This window comes from Actinomadura flavalba DSM 45200 (assembly GCF_000374305.1).
GTDB lineage: Bacteria > Actinomycetota > Actinomycetes > Streptosporangiales > Streptosporangiaceae > Spirillospora > Spirillospora flavalba.
This window is the reverse complement of record NZ_KB894101.1, coordinates 54,765-73,179: the sequence shown is the minus strand read 5'-3', so window position 1 is coordinate 73,179 and position 18,415 is coordinate 54,765. Positions and strand designations below refer to the sequence as shown.

The following is an 18,415-nucleotide window of genomic DNA, read 5'->3' as shown; positions in this document are numbered from 1 at the left end:
CGTCGTGCGGTTCGCCTCAGACGGAGGGCGGAAGGCCCAGGGCGCGGGCGATCAGGATGCGCTGCACCTCCGACGTGCCCTCACCGACTTCGAGGATCTTGGCGTCGCGGTAGAAGCGGCCGACGGCGTACTCGTTCATGAAGCCGTAGCCGCCGAAGATCTGCGTCGCGTCGCGGGCGTTGTCCATCGCGGCGTTGGAGGCGACGAGTTTCGCGATGGACGCCTCCTTCTTGAACGACCGCCCGGCGAGCATCTTCGCCGCCGCCGCGTAGTACGCGACACGGGCGGTGTGCGCGCGGACCTCCATGTCAGCGATCTTGAACTGGAGCGCCTGATAGCGGCCGATCTCGCGGCCGAACGCCTCGCGCTCGCGGACGTAGCGCAGCGACTCGTCCACGCAGCCCTGGGCGAGGCCCACGGAGACGGCGGCGATGGCGATGCGCCCTTCGTCCAGGATCTGGAGGAACTGCGCGTAGCCGCGTCCACGCTCTCCGACGAGATTGGCGGCGGGCACCCGGACGTCGTCGAACGACAGTTCACGCGTGTCCGACGACGACCAGCCGACCTTGGAGTACTTCTTGCCCACGGTGAATCCGGGCGTCCCGTTCGGCACGATGATCGTGGAGATCTCCTTCTCCCCGGTCAGCGCGGTCACGGTGACGAACTCGGTGACGTCGGTTCCGGAGTTGGTGATGAACGACTTGGAGCCGTTGATGACCCACTCGTCGCCGTCAAGGCGCGCGGTCGTCCGCATACCGCCCGGAACGTCCGATCCGCCGCCGGGCTCGGTCAGCCCGAACGCCGCCAGCCGCTCACCCGACACCAGGCGGGGGAGATACCGGGCCTTCTGCTCGTCCGTGCCGAACCGGTAGATCGGCATCGCGCCGAGCGAGACCCCGGCCTCCAGCGTGATCGCGACGGACGAGTCCACCCGCGCCAGTTCCTCCAGCGCGAGGCACAGAGTGAAGTAGTCCCCGCCCATCCCCCCGTGCTCCTCCGGGAACGGCAGCCCGAACAGCCCGAGCTTGCCCATGCCCGCGACGATCTCGTAGGGGAACGCGCCGCGCTCGTAGAGGTCACCGATCACCGGGGCGACGGCCTCGCGGGCGAAGCGTTCGACGGTGCGGCGCAGTTCCTCCTGCTCGTCGGTGAGCGAGAAGTCGATCATCGGGAGTCTCCTTGTGCGAGGGCCTGGACGACCTTGGAGGGGCTGGGGCGGCCGAGCCGGTCGGCCATCCAGCGGCTGGTGGCGGCGAGGGCGGGCAGGTCGACGCCGTGGGCGATGCCGAGGCCGTCGAGCATCCACACGAGGTCTTCGGTGGCGAGGTTGCCGGTGGCCGATCCGGCGAAGGGGCAGCCGCCTAGGCCCCCGGCCGCCGCGTCGACGGTGGTGACGCCGGCGCGGAGCGCGGCGAGCGTGTTGGCGAGGGCCTGGCCGTAGGTGTCGTGGAAGTGGACGGCGACCTTGTCCAGGCCGATGCGGGCGGCGAGGGCGTCGATGAGCGCGGTGACGTGGCCGGGCGTGCCGACGCCGATAGTGTCGCCCAGGCTGAGCTGATCGCAGCCGAGGTCCATCATGCGGGTGGCGACGGACACGGCCTGCTCGACCGGGACGGCGCCCTCCCACGGATCGCCGCACACCATCGACACGTAGGCGCGCACCCACATCCCGTGCTCGCGTGCGCGGGCGACGACGGGCGCGAACATCTCCAGCGACTCGTCGACGGTGCGGTTGAGGTTGCGGCGCGCGAACGTCTCGGTGGCGCTGCCGAAGATCGCGATCTCGGTGACGCCGAGGTCGAGGGCGCGGTCGAGGCCGCGTTCGTTGGGGACGAGGACGGGCCGTCCGGGCTCGCGGGGGAGCGCGGTGAGCAGCGCTTCGGCGTCGGCGAGCTGCGGCACCCATTTCGGGTGGACGAAGCTGGTGGTCTCGATGGTGCCGAGCCCGGCGGCGGCGAGCCGGGTGACGAACTCGGCCTTGACCTCGACGGGCACGACGGTCTTCTCGTTCTGGAGTCCGTCGCGGGGCCCGACCTCGTAGATCGTGACGCGGTCGGGCAGTCCGGGCAGCGGGGTGGTGGCCATCAGTCCTCCTCGATGACGGCGAGCACCGCGTCCAGCGCGACCTGGGCGCCGGGGCGGGCGGTCAGGCTCGTGACGGTGCCGGCGACGGGCGCGGTGACGGTGTGCTCCATCTTCATCGCCTCGACCACGACGACGGCTTGTCCCTCGGCGACGGTCTCGCCCTCGGAGACCTTGACGGCGAGGACGGTGCCCGGCATGGGACTGCGGAGCACGCCGTCGCCGGTCGCCGCGCCGCCGCCGCGCTCGTCGGAGGGGACGTGCTCGGTCAGCGCCCAGGTGTGCCCGTCGCGGCCGAGCCACAGGACGTCGCCGTCGCGGACGGCGGCGAACGCGGACGTCCGTCCCGCGTAGGTGAGGACGGCGGGGGAGCGCAGCGAAGCCGCGACGGGTTCGGCGTCGCCGACGCGGACGAGCGCGTCGTGCGCGCGCCCCCGCACGGCGACCTCGACGGGCGGGGCCCCGGCGGGCGCGACGAGCCACCGCGTCCAGGCGGGCCCGCCGGGGCGCCAGCCGTCGGGGATCGCCCACGGGTCGGGGTCGGGGGTCTCCAGGGCCGCCATGCGGTGCAGCGCCGCGGCGGCGTGGACGTCGGCCGGGACGCCGGAGTCGGCGGTGAGGTCGTCCAGGGCGCGTTCGACGAGGCCGGTGTCGAGCCGTCCGGCGACGACGTCGGGGTGCGTGAGCAGTGCGCGCAGGAACGCGACGTTGGTGGGGACGCCGAGCAGCGTGTATCCGGCGAGGGCCCGGTCGAGGCGGCGCAGCGCCTCGGCGCGGTCGGCGCCCCACGCGATGACCTTGGCGAGCATCGGGTCGTAGGCGCCGCCGACGTCGGTTCCGGTGTCGAGCCCGGAGTCGACGCGGACGTGCAGGCCGAGCGGTTCGGTGAGGGCGAGGACGCGTCCGCCGGTGGGCAGGAAGCCGCGGGCGGGGTCCTCGGCGTAGACGCGGGCCTCGACGGCGTGGCCGTGGAAGCCGATGGCCTCCTGGGCGAACGGGAGAGGTTCGCCGGCGGCGACGCGGAGCTGGAGTTCGACCAGGTCGACGCCGGGGCGGACCGCCATCTCGGTGACGGGGTGTTCGACCTGGAGACGGGTGTTCATCTCCATGAAGAAGTACTCGCCGGGCCGGTCGGCCGAGACGATGTACTCGACGGTTCCGGCGCCGACATAACCGACGGATCGGGCGGCGGCGACGGCGCTGGCGCCCATCCGCGCGCGGGTGGCGGCGTCGAGCAGCGGCGAGGGCGCCTCCTCGACGATCTTCTGATGGCGGCGCTGGAGACTGCACTCGCGTTCACCGAGGTGGACGACGTCGCCGTGCGCGTCGGCGAAGACCTGGATCTCGATGTGCCGGGGGTTCTCGACGTACCGTTCGGCGAGCAGCGTGTCGTCCCCGAACGCCGTGGTCGCCTCGCGGCGGGCCGACGCGATGGCCTCGGGCAGGTCGGCGGCCTCGCGGACGAGCCGCATGCCCTTGCCGCCGCCGCCCGCCGAGGGCTTGAGCAGCACGGGCAGGCCGACCTCCAGGGCCGCGATGGCCAGTTCCTCGTCCGACAGGCCCGGTTCGTCCCGGCCGGGGACGACGGGGACGCCTGCGGCGGCGACCGTCCGTTTGGCGCGGATCTTGTCGCCCATGGCGTCGATGGCGTCGGCGGGCGGGCCGACGAACGCGACGCCCGCGTCGGCGCAGGCTCGGGCGAACGCGGAGTTCTCGGCGAGGAACCCGTAACCGGGATGGATCGCCTCGGCGCCGGTGTCGCGCGCGGCGTTCAGCACGGCGTCCGCGTCGAGGTAGGACGGGACGAGCACCGCGACGTCGGCCTCGCGGACGTGCAGCGCGCCCGCGTCGGCGGCCGTGTGCACGGCGACCGACCGGACGCCGAGGCGGCGCAGCGTGCGGAACACGCGGACCGCGATCTCTCCGCGGTTCGCGACCAGGACGCGTCCGTACATGTCCGTCCTCACATCCGGAAGACGCCGTAGCCGACCGGCTCCAGCGGTGCGTTGGCGGCGGCGGACAGGCCGAGGCCGAGCACGCGCCGCGTGTCGCGCGGGTCGATGACGCCGTCGTCCCACAGTCGTGCCGTGGAGTAGTAGGGATTGCCCTGGTCTTCGTACTGTTCCCGGATGGGCGTCTTGAACGCCTCCTCCTCGGCGGCGGACCAGGCGTCGCCGAGCTGGTCGCGGCGCACGGTCGCGAGGACGCTGGCGGCCTGCTCGCCGCCCATGACCGAGATCCGGGCGTTCGGCCACATCCACAGGAAGCGCGGTGAATAGGCGCGCCCGCACATCGCGTAGTTCCCGGCGCCGAACGAGCCGCCGATGACGACGGTGAACTTGGGAACGCGGGCGCATGCCACGGCCGTCACCATCTTGGCGCCGTGCTTGGCGATGCCGCCGGCCTCGTACTCGCGTCCGACCATGAAGCCGGTGATGTTCTGGAGGAACACCAGCGGGATGCCGCGGCGGTCGCACAGTTCGATGAAGTGGGCGCCCTTCATGGCCGACTCGGCGAACAGGATGCCGTTGTTGGCGATGATGCCGACCGGGTGGCCGTGAATGCGCGCGAACCCCGTGACGAGCGTGCCGCCGTACTCCTTCTTGAACTCCTGGAAACGACTGCCGTCCACGACGCGGCTGATGACCTCGCGCACGTCGAAGGGGGTGCGGGAATCGGCCGGGACGACGCCGTACAGTTCACCGGGATCGGCGGCGGGTTCCTCGGCGGGCGCCGTTTCCCAGGGGCGCGGCGTGCGCGGCCCGAAGGTGGCGACGATGTCGCGGACGATGCCGAGGGCGTGCGCGTCGTTCTCGGCGAGATGGTCGGTGACGCCGGAGACGCGGGCGTGCAGTTCGCCGCCGCCCAGCTCCTCGGCGGTGACGATCTCGCCGGTGGCGGCCTTCACCAGCGGCGGGCCGCCGAGGAAGATCGTGCCCTGGTTCCGGACGATGACGGCCTCGTCGCTCATCGCGGGCACGTACGCGCCGCCCGCCGTGCAGGAACCGAGGACGGCCGCGATCTGCGGAATGCCGCGCCGCGACATCGTGGCCTGGTTGTAGAAGATGCGGCCGAAGTGCTCGCGGTCGGGGAAGACCTCGTCCTGCTCGGGCAGGAACGCGCCGCCCGAATCGACGAGGTAGAGGCACGGCAGGTGGTTGTGCAGCGCCACCTCCTGCGCGCGCAGATGCTTTTTCACCGTGAGGGGGTAGTAGGTGCCGCCCTTGACGGTGGCGTCATTGGCGACGATGACGCATTCGCGGCCGGAGACACGCCCGACTCCGGTGATGATACCGGCACCCGGGGCGTCGTCGCCGTACATTCCGGTGGCGGCGAGCGGCGACAGTTCCAGGAACGGCGAGCCCGGGTCGAGAAGGGTGTCGACGCGGTCGCGGGGGAGGAGCTTGCCGCGCGCGACGTGACGTTCGCGTGAGCGTTCCGGGCCGCCCCGGCCCGCACGGTCGATGCGTTCGCGCAGTTCGGCGGCGAGCGCCTCGTGGTGCGCCGCGTTCGCCTCGAACGCGGCGCCGCCGGGATCGGCGCGCGTGCCTGGTTCCGTCATCACCCGTCCTCGTCGACGCAGTTAACAAGCGTTAACATGGCCGATGTTAGTGGTCGTTAACCGGGGCGTCTACACTCGTGGCCATGATGTCGCGGCCCCCGGTGGCGAGCCCGCGCCGGGCCGAGATCCTCGGCGCCGCCGCCGCGCTGTTCGCCCGTCACGGATACCACGGCGTCTCCATCGGCGAACTCGGCCGCGCCGTCGGCCTCACCGGTCCCGCCCTCTACCGCCACTTTCGCGGCAAGGAGGCCGTTCTGGCCGAGATGCTGCTGGACATCAGCGCCCGGCTGCGCGCCGAGGGCGCCCAGCACGCCGCCGACCCCGACCCGGCGGGCGCACTGGACGCGCTGCTGCGCTGGCACATCGCCTTCGCTCTGGACAATCCCGCGCTGATCACCGTGCACGGCCGCGAACTGGACAACGTGCCCGAGCCCGAACGGCACGAGATCCGCCGCACCCAGCGCGCCTACGTCGAGGAATGGGTCGGCGTGCTGCGGCGGCTGCGCCCGGACGTTCCCGACGCGCGGGCGCGCGCCGCCGTCCACGCGTGCCTCGGCCTGCTCAACTCCACGCCGCACAGCGCGTCCGCGCTGGACCGGGCCGCCATGGCCGACCTGCTGCACGCGATGGCGCGGGCCGCGCTCACCGGCGCGCTCGACGCGCCGCACTAGTCTCCCGCCGCGTCGAACGCTTCGCCGCATCGGCGCGTACTACGGGACATGACGGACGTGAAGGTCGCCCCGGTCGGGGCCGACGGCGCGGTGCTCCCGCTCGGCGTCACCGGCGAACCCGTGACGGTCGTGTCGTGCGGCGGCTGCGGGAGGCCGGTGGCGCAACCGCCGGACGCGGCGCGTCCGTGGCGCTACTGCGACGCCGAGTGCGCCCGCGAGGCGCGCGCACGCCGCGACCGCGGACGCGACCATCCCGGGCTCACCGGACAGGTCGCCTGGGCGTGGGAGATGGTCGAACGCCTCGACCAGGTCGCGGAACGGCTCGCGTGCTCGCTGGACGGGGAGCTGAGCGTCGCCGGAGTCGAAGCGCGGATCGCCGCCACGCGCGCCGAGGCGCACGCCGAACTCGCCGTCGCCCAGCGCGAACGCGACGCCTCCCAGCGGCAGGCCGCGTCCGCGTGGCGGGAGGCCGCCGCCGCGCGGGGCCGCGCCGACGCCGCCGTCCACGACGCCGCCGGGGCCCGGGCCGACGCCGAGCAGGCCCGCGCCGACCGCGACGCCTCCCGCGCCGAGGCCCGGGACGCCCGCGACGCCGCCGAGCACGCCGTCGCCGCGCGGCTGGCCGCCGAGGACGAGCGCGCCCAGGTCGTCGCCCGCGAGGGGGATCTGCTCGCCGCCCTGGAGAACGCCCGCGCCGAACTCGTCACGCTGCACGCCCGCCTCGCGCGGAGCGACACGACCGCCGAGGGCCGCCGCGTCGAGGCCGCCGCCGCGCTGCGCACCGCCGACGACCTGCGCACGGCCGTCGCCGCGCTGACCACCGAACGCGACGCCGCCCGCGCCGAGGCCGATCGCGCCCGGCGCAGCGTCGACGCCCTGACCCGTCCGGCACCGGGGCCCCGGCCCGATGTCGAGGAGGAACCCCCGACCGGACTGCACTCGGTGAACGGTCTGCGGCTCCCGCACGCCGGCTGACCGGCCGCCGCGACCTGGAGAGGAGGTGGCGGGACACCCGTGCGAGGCGCGCATGCGGGCGTCCCTGTGAGCGAACCGCGTCGAACGGCCCATGGAGGGGCGGATCGCGGCCGTCGTGGTGACTCCGGACCACGGCGGCCGCTCCCGTCTCAGAGCCCGCCCGCCGCCAGCAGCCGCGCGTAGTCGAGGGCTCCCGCGTGCACCGCGCCGTGCACCGCGCGCGCGATCCGGGCACCCCACTCCGAGCGCGGCCCGGCGAACGGTTCCGCCGCACCGGACGGTTCGGGGCACGCCACGCAGATCGCGTCGGACGCGGTCCCGGTGCACGGGTAACCGGCCTCTAGGAGCGCCTGCGTCTTGGCCTCCGTCGCGGTCATGACCGCGTTGACCAGCGCCGCGTCCGACAGCGCGGCAGGCACGGCGACGACGATGTTGATCGTGCCCGGCCGCAGCGGCACCAGCTCCGGATCGGCCGTTCCCGCCGGGGCGGCGGCCCAGGTCGGGACGCGCAGCCCGACCGTCGCGCTCGCCTCCGCACCGACGTCCGCGTGGTGGCGGACGCGCTCCACCGACGCCGCCGTCAGCATCCCGACGCCGGGTCCGCGCAGATCGTGCAGTGCCGCGAGTTCGTGCAGGTGCGCGAGCGGGTCCATCCGCCGGTACAGGCCGCTGACCTGGGCGTTCAGCACCCATTGCGCGGCGGTGATGCCCCCGCCGAGCATCGCCGAGGAGATCATCCGCAGGCCGGGGCCCGGCCGCCACGCCAGCGCGGGCAGGCGGGCGCCGTCCTCCTCGCGCCACAGCACGTCCTGCGTCAGCACGGGCGCTCCAGCGACAGCACCGGACGGCCGCCCGCGCCCGTCGTGACCCGGACGTTGGCGGCGAAATGCCGCGCGATCGTCGCACGGGTCAGCACCTCGGCGGGCGTTCCCGCCGCCGCGACGCGGCCCTGCGCCAGCAGGACGAGCGCGTCGGCGTACTGACCGGCCAGCGTCAGGTCGTGCAGCGTGGTCACGATCGTCAGGCCGTCCGCCAGGCGCAGCGCGTCGATCAGCTCCATGACCTGCTGTTGGTGGCCGATGTCCAGGGCCGTCGTCGGCTCGTCCAGCACCAGGACCGGCGACTGCTGGGCGAGCGCGCGGGCCAGTACGACGCGCTGGCGCTCGCCGCCGGAGAGGTGGGCCAGGTCGCGGCCGGCGAACGACGTCAGATGCAGACGTTCCAGGACGTCCGACGCGATCGTGCGGTCGCGGACGCTCTCGCGGCCCAGGTACGGAATGTAGGGTGCGCGGCCGAGCAGCGTGTAGTCGAAGACCGACATGCCCGGCGGAAGCTCCGGATTCTGCGGCGCGTACGCCACCAGACGCGCACGGTCGCGCGCCTTGAGGGCGCGCAGGTCGCGGCCCGCGACGGTCACCGAGCCCACGCCGTCCAGCAGGCCGAGGACGGCGCGCAGCAGCGTCGACTTGCCCGCCCCGTTCGGGCCGATCACCGCCGTCCAGGAACCCTCCGGCACGTGCAGATCGACGCCGGTGAGGATCGGGCGGCGGTCGAGTTCGACGCCGAGTCCGGCGACCTTGACCGTCATGTCCGCACCTGTCCGCGCGTCGCCCGCAGCACCATGACGAAGAACGGGGCGCCGATGAACGCCGTCACCACGCCGAGCGGCAGTTCGCCCGGGGCCACCACCGTCCGGGCCAGCAGGTCCACCAGCGTGAGGAACGCCGCGCCCGCCAGCAGCGACAGCGGCAGCACGACCCGGTACGAACCGCCCGCGAGTCGTCGCACCACATGTGGCACCACGATCCCGACGAAACCGATCAGACCGCTCACCGCGACCGCGCACGCCGTCGCCAGCGACGCCGCCACCAGCACCACCAGCCGGACGCGCGCCGCCGACAGGCCCAGCGCGGACGCCTCCTCGTCCCCGACCGCCAGCACGTCCAGCAGCCGCCCGTGCGCCAGCAGGACCAGCGTCGAGACCAGCGCATACGGCGCGATCATCGCCAGTCCTCGCCAGTCGGCCGCGCCGACGCCGCCCAGAATCCACGAGTAGATCCGCTCCAGCTCCTGCACCTTGAGCTGCTGGAGGAACGTCTGCACGGCCGCCAGGAAGCTCGACACCGCGACGCCCGCCAGCACCAGCGTCGCCGCGCCCGGCCCGTTGCCGCGCCCGGCCATCGACCCCAGCGTGTACGCCAGGAGGACGCCGCCGAGCGCGCCCACGAACGCCGCCAGCGGCACGCCGAACTCCGGCGCGGCGGGCAGCGTCACGATCACCAGCGTCGCGCCGACGCCCGCGCCCGCCGCCGCGCCCAGCAGGTACGGATCGGCCAGCGGATTGCGGAAGACGCCCTGGTAGCCCGCACCCGCCAGCGCGAGCAGGCCGCCCACGAGCGCGCCCATCAGGACGCGCGGCAGCCGCAGCTCTACCAGGACGTTCCACTCGATCAACGACAAGCCGGACTCGACGTCCACACCCGGCACCAGGTCCAGCAGGGCCTTGAGCACGCCCCCCGCCGGCAGGTCCGCCGCGCCCGACAGCAGCCCGGCCAGCACGCTCACCGCCAGGGCCGCGCACGCGACCGCCAGCGGCAGCGGCCGCAGCCGTGCCGGAACCGCCGCGGTGCCGGGCTTGCGCACGCTTAGGCCGCGGCCTTCTCGACGGCCGCGCCGATCGCCGACACGAACTCGGGCAGGCGCGGGCCCCAGCGCGAGGCGACGTCGTCGTCCAGCTCAACGACGCCCCCGTCGCCGACCGCCTTGAGGTCCTTCCAGCCCGGACGCTGCGCGACCTTGGCCGCGTTCTGCCCGCAGCACTTGGTGTCGGACAGGAAGATCAGGTCGGGGTCGCTCTTGAGCAGGCTCTCCTTGGACAGCTTGGGGTAGCCGCTGCCCGCCTTGTCGGCGTCGTCGGCGATGTTGCGCAGGCCGAACAGGCCGTAGACCTGGCCGATGAACGTCTTGGACGTCACGGTGTGGAGCTGGTCGTCCAGTTCGTGGAAGTAGGTCAGGTTCTTCTTCGGCGTGTCCGCGACCGTCTTCTCGATCTTGGACTTCATGTCAGCGGTCAGCTTCTTCGCCTGGTCGGTGCGGCCGGTGGCCTGGCCGAGGTCGAGGATCTCGTCGTACGCCTCGTCCAGCTTGGTCGCGGCCGGTTCGACCAGGACCGGGATCTTGACCTTCTCCAGCGCCTTGACGATGCCGTCGATGTCGTCGGACAGCACCACCAGGTCGGGCTTGTAGCCGATGATCGCCTCGGCGTTCGGCTTGAAGCCCGACAGCTTGGTGCGCGGCGCCTCGGCCGGGAACGTCGAGTACTCGTCCGCCGCGACGACCTGTTTCCCGGCGCCGAGCGCGAACAGCGTCTCGGTGTGCACCGGCGCCAGCGACACGATGCGTTCCGGCGTCGCCGGGATCGTCACCGCGCCGTTGGCGGCCTGGACGACGACGCCGCCGGACGGCGCCTGCTCCTTGTCGTCACCACCGCAGGCCGACGTCAACGCCAGCACACCGGTCAGGACGAGCGCGCCGAACGCGCGTGCGGATCTCACGAGAAGCCCTCCAGGCTCCGGGAAGGCGCGGACCCGGGAGAGACGGATCGCCCTGCCACGGGGTCGATGGTCGTCGGCGCACCATGAGGCGGCCTGACTCGACCCCTCACCCGAGGGGCATCACAGTTGCGGGACAGTGCCGGGATCTCACCGGACTTCGCTCAACGACGCGCGCGACTCGCCACGTTACCAGGACGTTCATTCCCGAACCGCCCACGCGGGCCTCCCGGCGGGCGCGCGGGTCTCACCACCGATTTCGGTGGTCTGCTCCTCTCGGTTCGAGCAGCCGTGGACCTTCGGCGGGTGGGCGATGATGGTGATCGTGACCGAGTTCGAGCCCCTCACGCTCTTCACGTCCGACCACGTCCGTCTCGACGCCGGGCACCTGGTCGGAGACGACGACCTCTGCTTCGTCCTCGCGCACGGGTTCACCTGCTCGTGGCGGCAGCCGCCGCTGCGGCGCATCGCCGGGCGGCTGCACCGGCACGGCGGCGTCATCGCGCTGGATCTGCGCGGGCACGGCCGGTCGGGCGGCCTGTCCACGGTCGGAGATCTGGAGATCCACGACGTCGCCGCGGCGGTGGCCGCCGCCCGGCGCCGCGGGTACCGGCGGGTCGTCGTGCTCGGCTTCTCCATGGGCGGCGCGGTGGCGGTCCGGTTCGCCGCGCTGATCGGCGGCGTGGACGCCGTGGTGTCGGTCAGCGCCCCGGCCCGCTGGTACTACCGCGACACGGTGCCGATGCGGCGGGTGCACTGGGCGATCGAACGCTCGGCGGGGCGTCTCGCCGTCCGGCTGGCACGCCGGACGCGGATCGCCTCCGGCGGCTGGGACCCGCTCCCGGAGGCACCGCACGCCGTGGCCGGGCTCATCGCCCCGGTGCCGTTGCTCGTCGTGCACGGCGACGCCGACGCCTTCTTCCCCCTCGACCACGCCCACCAGCTCTACGACGCCGCCGCCGAACCCCGCGAACTCTGGGTCGAGCACGGCTTCGGCCACGCCGAGGTCGCCGCCACCCCGGGCCTCATCGACCGGATCGCCCGTTGGTCCGTCGATGCCGCTCACACACGCGGCTGACCTGCGTCGATGGGTCGGCGAGAAAGTTATCCACAGCCCCTCGAAGCCGCTCGCGCCGCGCTCGCCCACCCGGCACCATCGAAGGCATGAGCGAACACGAGATCACCTGGCACCGCACGTCAGACGGCACCGTCCGTCCCCTCGTACCAAAGAGCCCGAACGGGACACCGAACAACGTCACGCGTGTGTCGGCGCGCCCAGCCTTGCCGGGGGCTCCGCCGCAGGGGTGCGTCGGAGAGACACCGGACGGCGAAGTTTCTGCGCACGTCACGCGTGCGTCGGCTCGCTCAGCTCAGCAGCAGGCTCCACCTTGCGGTGTGGTCGGAGAGACGCTGGAGGGCGAGGTTCTCGCGGATGTCGCGCATGCATCGGATCGCCCGATCCGATCGTGGCCGCCACCGCGGGTTCCGGGCCTGGAGGGCTTGGCTTCCGCCGACCTCGTGCGTGCGTCCGCTCTGCCGACTCCGCCGAGGGCTCCGTCACCGGCTTCGAGCATGGAGACGCCCGAGGGCCGGGCTCGGCTGCTCAGTGGTGCGTGTGCGGGGGATTTCGTCGTCGCGGGCCGCGCGGCGGCGTGGGTCTGGGGGCTCGACGTGCTACCGGCGGGCGTCGGTGAGATGCGATGTCCCGCCGACGACCCCGCCTGCGGGCAGAACACGGAGGGCCGTCCCGTCCCCGTGCCGGACGGCCATGTCGAGACGCTGGCGGGACTCCGCGTCACGTCACGCTCCAGAACGGCACTGGACTGCGCCCGCTGGCTCCCCAGACTCCACGCGGTCGCCGCCCTGGACCAGTTCCTCCGCCTGGGCGTTGACCGAGGAGATCTTCGCGTGCTGGCCCGCGAACTGGACGGCTACCACCGGAACAAGCGGCTGAGCGCCGTCCTACGCGCCGGTGACGAGGGAGCCCAGTCACCGGGCGAGAGCTGGACGCGCACCCAGATCATCGACGCGGGCTTCCCGCCTCCGGCGACCCAGTGCCTCGTCCCCGGCCCTCGCGGCTCCCCGTACCTGATCGACCTCGGCTACGACCACCACCGCGTCGGCCTGGAGTACGACGGCGAGAGACACCACACCGGCCGCACCGCCCGAGCCCACGACGACGCACGCCTCCGCTGGCTGCGAAAGGAACAGGGATGGACCGTCATCACCGTCACCAAGGACGTCCTCCACCGCCCAGCGCCCTACCTGGAGGCCCTGCTCACCGCCCTTCTCGACCGCGACTGGAAACCCGACGAACCCACCCTCGCCCGCATCACCCTTCACCTCCACCGCTTGCGCCGCCGCCCCTTCCACTGACACGGCCCACCCTCAGCCAGATCCGGGCACACGCCCGAGATACCCAGGCACACGCCCGAGGTGCCCAGGCAAGGCCGGGGTGCCTGAGCAAGGCTGGGGTGCCTGAGCAAGGCCGGGGTGCCTGGACACGGCGGGGGTGCCCGGGCGCGGGCGGCGGTGCCTGGGCGCGGCCGGGTGCCTGGGCCTGGCCGGGATGCCTGGGCTCGGCTGGGGTGCCCGGCGGGACCGGGGTGTCTGGACAGGGCAGGGATGTCCAGGCACGGCTGGGCTGTGGCCGCAGGTCGTCCAACAGGAACGTGGTTCGTGGGAGGTGAGAGCGGTTGGGCGGATTCGTCAGCCGGATCGCTCGCTCATGCGGGCCATGGGTGCGGCGCCGCGTTCGCCCATGGCGACGGTGGCATCGACGTGCGGGCCGCGCCAGGCCGTGCCGCGCCGTGCCGTGCCGCGCCGCGCCGTGCCGCGCCGTGCCGCGCCGCGCTGTGCTGTGCCGCGCCGCGCTGTGCTGTGCCGCGCCGCGCCGTGCCGTGCCGTGCCGCGCCGTGCTGTGCTGTGCTGTGCCGGGCCGCGCTGTGCCGCGCTGTGCCGCGCTGTGCCGCGCCGGGCCGCGCCGGGCAGGGCCAGGCAGGGCAGGGCCAGGCAGGGCAGGGCCAGGCAGGGCAGGGCCAGGCAGGGCAGGGGCGGTGGTGGTGCGCGTTATTGCGTCAGAGACGAGCGTTAGGCGGCGGGGGTGTAGCGAGTGGGGCGGGTTTGGGCGCCTATGTAGCGGAGGGTGTTGCGGAGGGCCCAGTGGTTGAGGGCGGTGGGGATCATGCGGTAGCCCTGCCGGTTGGCGGCGGTCAGGGCGGCGAAGCGGGCCTGGTCGAAGGGGCTCCAGGGGATGTCGAAGCGCGTGCGCAGGATCGGGGGGAGGCAGCCGAAGGTGATCAGGCGCAGGGGGCGTTCCGCGATGAGGCGGCTCGCGCGGTCGGCGCGCCGGCCGCCGACGGGCAGGAGGGTGACCGTGTCCGAGCCGTAGCGGGCGATGTCCAGGGCGCGAGCGGCGGCGGGCGTGAGTTCGAGGTCGTGGGCGCAGACGCGCCAGAACTCCGACTGGAACGTCGCGTAGTCGGGCGGGACGGGCCGCATGCTCACGCCGTAGCGCGAGTACCACGTGACGGTCTCGGCGTAGAGGATCTCGCGGTCCTCGGCGTTGAGCACCGCCGGGTGGAACAGCTCGGCCGCCTTGAAGATCTCCCAGGTGAACGTCGCGTGCGCCCACCAGAACGTCTCTGGATTCAGGGCGTGGTAGCGGCGTCCACGCTCGTCGGCGCCGGTGATGCCCCGGTGCAGGTCCCGGATCTCCCGCGCCCGCGCGTCACCGTCCGGGGCCAGGATCGTGGCCCAGATCTGCGGCACCGAACGGTGGATGCGATCGAACGGGGCCTCGAAGAAATCCGAATGCTCGAACACTCCGGCACCGATCCCTGGATGCATGAGCTGCATCAACCCGGCGGCCGCCCCGGGCAGCAACGACCGCACGTCACCCGCGTACTTCCACAGCAGCGACCCCGGCCCGACCGGCCGAGAGAGCGGAACGGACATCAGACCTCCGAATGCTCCTCACCCACCAGGCTAACCGCGCTGAGACGCGAGTCAATATCCGTCTCACGTCTAAACCACACCCGCGCCACCTCAACCCGCGCCCACCCGACCCAACCCCGCTCGGTTCCGCGCGGTTCGGTTCCGCGCGGTTCGGTTCCGCGCGGTTCGGTTCCGCGCGGTTCGGTCCCGCGTCGCACGGTGCCGCGCTCGCCCCGTGCAGCCCGCCCGGTTCAGCGCTGCTCGGTTCCGTGGCGCCCGGTTCCGTTCCGCCAGGCTCCGCGCACGATCGGTTCCCAGGTCGTGTCGCCGCCCTCGGCGGCCGCCTCTGCACCTGGCCCCGCCCCGAAGGCGGCTCCACCGTCCGCGCCGAACTCGCGCACGATCGGTTCCGCCTGCTCGGTTCTGCCCCGCCAGGTTCCGTGCCGCTCGGTTCTGCGACTCGGTCGGTTCTGTGCCTGGTTCTGCGGCTGGTCAGGGGGTGGTGGCCGTGTGCTGTCGGCGGGTCTGAGTGTGGGCGTGCCAGTGGGGCGCAGCGTGCGCGTTGGGTGGGTTAGCCGGAGATGGTTTTGGTGAAGAGGGCGACGTCGGTGGGGGTGGTGGTGAAGGAGCACATCCAGCGGACTTCGCCGGTGGCCGGGTTCCAAGGGTGGAAGGCGTAGAACTCGGACAGGCGAGTCGTGTGGGACGGGGGGAGGGTCGCGAAGACGGCGTTGGACTGGACGGGTTGCGTCAGGCGGACGTGCGGGAGGTCGCGGACGGCGGTCGCGAGGTCGTGGGCCATGGAGTTGGCGTGGCGAGCGTTGCGGAGCCAGAGGTCGCCGTCGAGGAGGGCGATGAGCTGAGCGGAGACGAAGCGCATCTTGGACGCGAGCTGCATGTTCATCATGCGGAGGTAGTCCAGGCCGCGCACCGCGTCCGGGTTCAGGACGACGATCGCCTCGCCCATCATCAGTCCGTTCTTCGTGCCGCCGAAGGACAGGACGTCGACGCCCGCGTCCGTGGTGAAGGCGCGCAGCGGCAGGTCGAGGGAGGCCGCCGCGTTCGCGACGCGGGAGCCGTCCATGTGCAGGGACATGCCGTGGCCGTGGGCGAAATCGGCCAGGGCGCGCACCTCGTCCGGGGTGTACACGGTGCCGAGTTCGGTCGACTGCGTGATCGTGAGGACACCGGGCGGCGCGTGGTGAACGTCGTCGCCCCAGCCGAGTACGTGCGGTTCGGCGAGGGCGGGCGTGAGCTTGCCGTCCGGCGTCTCCACCGGCACCAGCTTGAGCCCGGCGACGCGCTCGACGGCGCCGCACTCGTCCACCTGGACGTGCGACGTCGCGGTGCAGACCACCGAGCTCCACCGGTCAGCCATCGCCTGGAGGCCGACGACGTTGGCCCCGGTGCCGTTGAAGACCGGGAACACGCGCGCCCGCTCCCCGAAGTGCCGGCCGAAGACCTCGTCCAGCCGCGCCGTGTACGGGTCGCCGCCGTACGCCGCGACGTCCCCTTCGTTCGCCGCCGCGAGCGCCGCGAAGACCTCCGGATGGACCCCGGCGTGATTGTCGCTGGCGAAACTCTGGTTCAACCCCGGCGAGAACGACCCCACGCGACTCCTCCGTCCTTCGCGACGCGACGCGCCCTCCCCGGGCACGCGCGGTCCCGACCGCCGCAGCTCACACCGAAACCCGCACCATCCGCCGATACGGCCACACCAGCGGCCACCGCCCGACGCCACGACACAGTAACCACACCACATCAACGGCCAGCCCCACCAACCGCACCCGCCCATAGCCGAACTGAACGAAACTCCATCCCCGACCCCAGCCGCCACCGCCATCGCACGTGTTGCTCGCTGCTTTTGCCTCCGCCGCTACTGGTAGCCACTGCTGCTTCTGCTTCTGCTTCTCCTTCTGCCGCTGCCGCTGCCGCTGCCGCCGCTGCCGCTGCCGCTGCCGCTGCCGCCGCTGCCGCTGCCGCTGCCGCTGCCGCCGCTGCCGCTGCCGCCGCTGCCGCCGCCGCCGCCGCTGCTGCCGCTGCTGCCGCTGCTGCCGCTGCTGCCGCTGCTGCCGCCGTGCCGCCGCTGGCGCTGTTGCCGTTGTCGCCGCTGCTGCCGCGGCCGTCGCGTCGGTGCTGGCTCTGCGGTTGTCACCGGGCTGTTGCTGCCCGCTGGCGCTGCTGCTGTCGCTAGCTAGGTGCTGCCGCTGGGCTGGCGCGGCTGTTGCTCGCTGCCGTTGTCGCGTCGGCGCTGGCTCTGCCGTTGTCGCCGGGTTGTCGCTGCCCGGTGCCGGTGCTGTTGTTGCTGGCGCGGCTGCCGGAGGCATCGGAACGGGTTCGGTCGTCGACGACAGATCGTCGGTCACCTCGTGGACGGTCCAGCCGACGGCCTTGCCGCAGAACCGCGCCATGGCGCGTGGGTTGGCGCGCTGCCGTTGCTGGCTGGCGCGGTTGGTGTCGTTCGTTGGTGCTGGGCTGTTGCCGCTGTTGTTTGCGGCGTCGTCGTTGGCTCTGTCGTTGTCGCCGGGTTGGCTTTGCTGTTGTTACTGGTGTCGCGGACTTCGTTGTTGGCAGTCGGTGTTGGGGTTGGCGCCGTCGTTGGGATGGTGCCGTTGTGACCGGTGTTGGCGGTGTGTGCTGGTGCTGGTGGTCGGGGTGGGTTAGGTGGTGGTGGGTTCGGGGGTTGCGTGGGGGAGGGGGAGAGGTTGGGGTGGGGGGAGTGGGAGGGTTGCGCGGAGGGTGTCGACGTCGTCGCCGAGGCGGGCGAGGGTGGCTTGGAGTTCGCGCCAGAGGGAGGCGCGCTGGTCCAGGCCCGCCAGGCGGGTGCGCAGGTCGGAGACGCGGCGGTCGAGGGCGTCCAGGCGGGACGTGTGGTCGCCCGCCGCGCGGCCCGTGCGGAGCAGGTCGGTGGTGATGGCGGCGACGTCGCGTTCGGTGTCGTCCATGCGTTCGTCGAGGCGCGGCAGCAGGCGCTCGTTCAGGTCGGTGACGATGAGGTCCAGGTCGGCGCGCAGCGAGCGCAGGCCCGCGTCCTGGCGGGTCAGCGCGCTCTCCAGGCGGCGGAGCCGCTCGTCGTAGAGGGCCAGTGACCGCCGCGCCTCCGCGCCGGGGCCGTGTTCGCGGGTCAGTCGTCCGAGGCGTTCCAGTCCGTCGCGTACGTGGCGTTCGGACTCGGACGCGACCCGGAGGAGGAGGCCCGGAAACACGGTCATGATGCTCCTTCGCGCGGGGAGTCGTGACGTGGGCTACCTACCTAATTCTAGGCGAACTACTTCGAAACGGCTCATTAACGGCGACTGTCGTCGGGTCGTTTCGGCGGCGCGCAGACGCACAGTCCGTGCAGCGTGATCAGCCGCGCACGCTCGGCGGTGTAGTCCGCGCGTGTCAACGCCGGGCGGACCCGGTTGCAGTTCAGGCACAGCATGTCGAGACGCCCTCCCCTGGCGCGCACCGCCCCCCAAACCCCCACGGTCGCGTGGAGCGTGCATCCGCACGGTAGGCACCGTCACGTTGCACGCACGTTGCGACGAGTCCGTCACGACCGGTGGCAAAGAGGAGGTAGATCGGTTCTCCCGAACCGGTTGCGCGCGACGAGGTGCGCCCCGATCCTTACGGAAGAGCCGAGCGCGCGGGGGACG

16 protein-coding genes are annotated in these 18,415 nt (G+C 72.7%); 4 read left to right on the top strand and 12 right to left on the bottom strand.

Annotated elements, in window-relative coordinates; all coding sequences use genetic code 11:
• Nucleotides 1-16: 16 nt before the first annotated feature.
• Genes C229_RS0124960 through C229_RS0124945 form a run of 4 tightly spaced genes read right to left on the bottom strand, consistent with a single transcriptional unit; the run spans nt 17 to nt 5,644 of the window.
• The gene (locus tag C229_RS0124960; RefSeq protein WP_018657846.1) at nt 17-1,168 is read right to left on the bottom strand and encodes an acyl-CoA dehydrogenase family protein; all 1,152 of its coding nucleotides are present in this window, start codon (nt 1,166-1,168) and stop codon (nt 17-19) included.
• The gene (locus tag C229_RS0124955; protein ID WP_018657845.1) at nt 1,165-2,085 is read right to left on the bottom strand and encodes a hydroxymethylglutaryl-CoA lyase; all 921 of its coding nucleotides are present in this window, start codon (nt 2,083-2,085) and stop codon (nt 1,165-1,167) included. Before C229_RS0124955 ends, C229_RS0124960 begins: the two co-directional genes overlap by 4 nt.
• On the bottom strand, nt 2,085-4,037 hold the full coding sequence (locus C229_RS0124950) for an acetyl/propionyl/methylcrotonyl-CoA carboxylase subunit alpha (protein WP_018657844.1): 1,953 nt from the start codon (nt 4,035-4,037) through the stop codon (nt 2,085-2,087). Before C229_RS0124950 ends, C229_RS0124955 begins: the two co-directional genes overlap by 1 nt.
• Nucleotides 4,038-4,045: 8 nt before the next feature.
• Nucleotides 4,046-5,644 (bottom strand): carboxyl transferase domain-containing protein, encoded by a 1,599-nt coding sequence (locus C229_RS0124945; protein ID WP_018657843.1) that lies wholly within the window; start codon nt 5,642-5,644, stop codon nt 4,046-4,048.
• 86 nt (nt 5,645-5,730) lie between these two features.
• On the opposite strand from C229_RS0124945, the gene C229_RS0124940 reads away from it, so the two are divergent.
• Both C229_RS0124940 and C229_RS31780 read left to right on the top strand, forming a co-directional pair.
• Nucleotides 5,731-6,315 carry an SACE_7040 family transcriptional regulator gene (locus C229_RS0124940; RefSeq protein ID WP_026314143.1) on the top strand — a complete coding sequence of 195 codons (585 nt, stop codon included), beginning with the start codon at nt 5,731-5,733 and terminating at the stop codon, nt 6,313-6,315.
• A 48-nt stretch (nt 6,316-6,363) separates the two neighbouring features.
• A complete protein-coding gene (locus tag C229_RS31780) occupies nt 6,364-7,290 on the top strand; it encodes a hypothetical protein (protein ID WP_051109107.1) in 927 nt (308 codons plus the stop codon).
• 149 nt (nt 7,291-7,439) lie between these two features.
• Here C229_RS31780 and C229_RS0124930 read toward each other — a convergent pair whose 3' ends face one another.
• The 4 genes from C229_RS0124930 to C229_RS0124915 are packed head-to-tail and all read right to left on the bottom strand — an operon-like array spanning nt 7,440 to nt 10,844.
• Nucleotides 7,440-8,111 (bottom strand): adenosylcobinamide amidohydrolase, encoded by a 672-nt coding sequence (locus C229_RS0124930; RefSeq protein ID WP_018657841.1) that lies wholly within the window; start codon nt 8,109-8,111, stop codon nt 7,440-7,442.
• Nucleotides 8,105-8,878: an ABC transporter ATP-binding protein gene (locus tag C229_RS0124925; RefSeq protein ID WP_018657840.1), complete on the bottom strand. Its 774-nt coding sequence runs from the start codon at nt 8,876-8,878 to the stop codon at nt 8,105-8,107. Before C229_RS0124925 ends, C229_RS0124930 begins: the two co-directional genes overlap by 7 nt.
• Complete coding sequence (locus C229_RS0124920; RefSeq protein WP_018657839.1) at nt 8,875-9,933, bottom strand: FecCD family ABC transporter permease; 1,059 nt, start codon at nt 9,931-9,933, stop codon at nt 8,875-8,877. The genes C229_RS0124925 and C229_RS0124920 overlap by 4 nt, the downstream gene beginning before the upstream one ends.
• 2 nt (nt 9,934-9,935) lie before the next feature.
• Complete coding sequence (locus C229_RS0124915; protein WP_018657838.1) at nt 9,936-10,844, bottom strand: ABC transporter substrate-binding protein; 909 nt, start codon at nt 10,842-10,844, stop codon at nt 9,936-9,938.
• Nucleotides 10,845-11,157: 313 nt separating this feature from the next.
• Between C229_RS0124915 and C229_RS0124910 the strand changes: the two genes are divergently transcribed.
• On the top strand, nt 11,158-11,919 hold the full coding sequence (locus C229_RS0124910) for an alpha/beta hydrolase (protein ID WP_155885045.1): 762 nt from the start codon (nt 11,158-11,160) through the stop codon (nt 11,917-11,919).
• Nucleotides 11,920-12,413: 494 nt separating this feature from the next.
• Nucleotides 12,414-13,217, top strand: coding sequence for a hypothetical protein (locus tag C229_RS34515; RefSeq protein WP_155885036.1), 804 nt, complete (start codon nt 12,414-12,416; stop codon nt 13,215-13,217).
• Nucleotides 13,218-13,931: 714 nt separating this feature from the next.
• Here the strand turns inward: C229_RS34515 and C229_RS31770 are convergent.
• From C229_RS31770 to C229_RS34510, 4 genes are all read right to left on the bottom strand, one after another.
• Nucleotides 13,932-14,798, bottom strand: coding sequence for an oxygenase MpaB family protein (locus tag C229_RS31770; protein WP_018657835.1), 867 nt, complete (start codon nt 14,796-14,798; stop codon nt 13,932-13,934).
• Between the two features lie 550 nt (nt 14,799-15,348).
• Nucleotides 15,349-16,389, bottom strand: coding sequence for a threonine aldolase family protein (locus C229_RS0124895; RefSeq protein ID WP_018657834.1), 1,041 nt, complete (start codon nt 16,387-16,389; stop codon nt 15,349-15,351).
• 67 nt (nt 16,390-16,456) lie between these two features.
• Nucleotides 16,457-17,143 carry a hypothetical protein gene (locus tag C229_RS34755; RefSeq protein WP_169513869.1) on the bottom strand — a complete coding sequence of 229 codons (687 nt, stop codon included), beginning with the start codon at nt 17,141-17,143 and terminating at the stop codon, nt 16,457-16,459.
• Nucleotides 17,144-17,437: 294 nt separating this feature from the next.
• Nucleotides 17,438-17,989 (bottom strand): hypothetical protein, encoded by a 552-nt coding sequence (locus C229_RS34510; RefSeq protein WP_018657833.1) that lies wholly within the window; start codon nt 17,987-17,989, stop codon nt 17,438-17,440.
• Between the last annotated feature and the right edge of the window lie 426 nt (nt 17,990-18,415).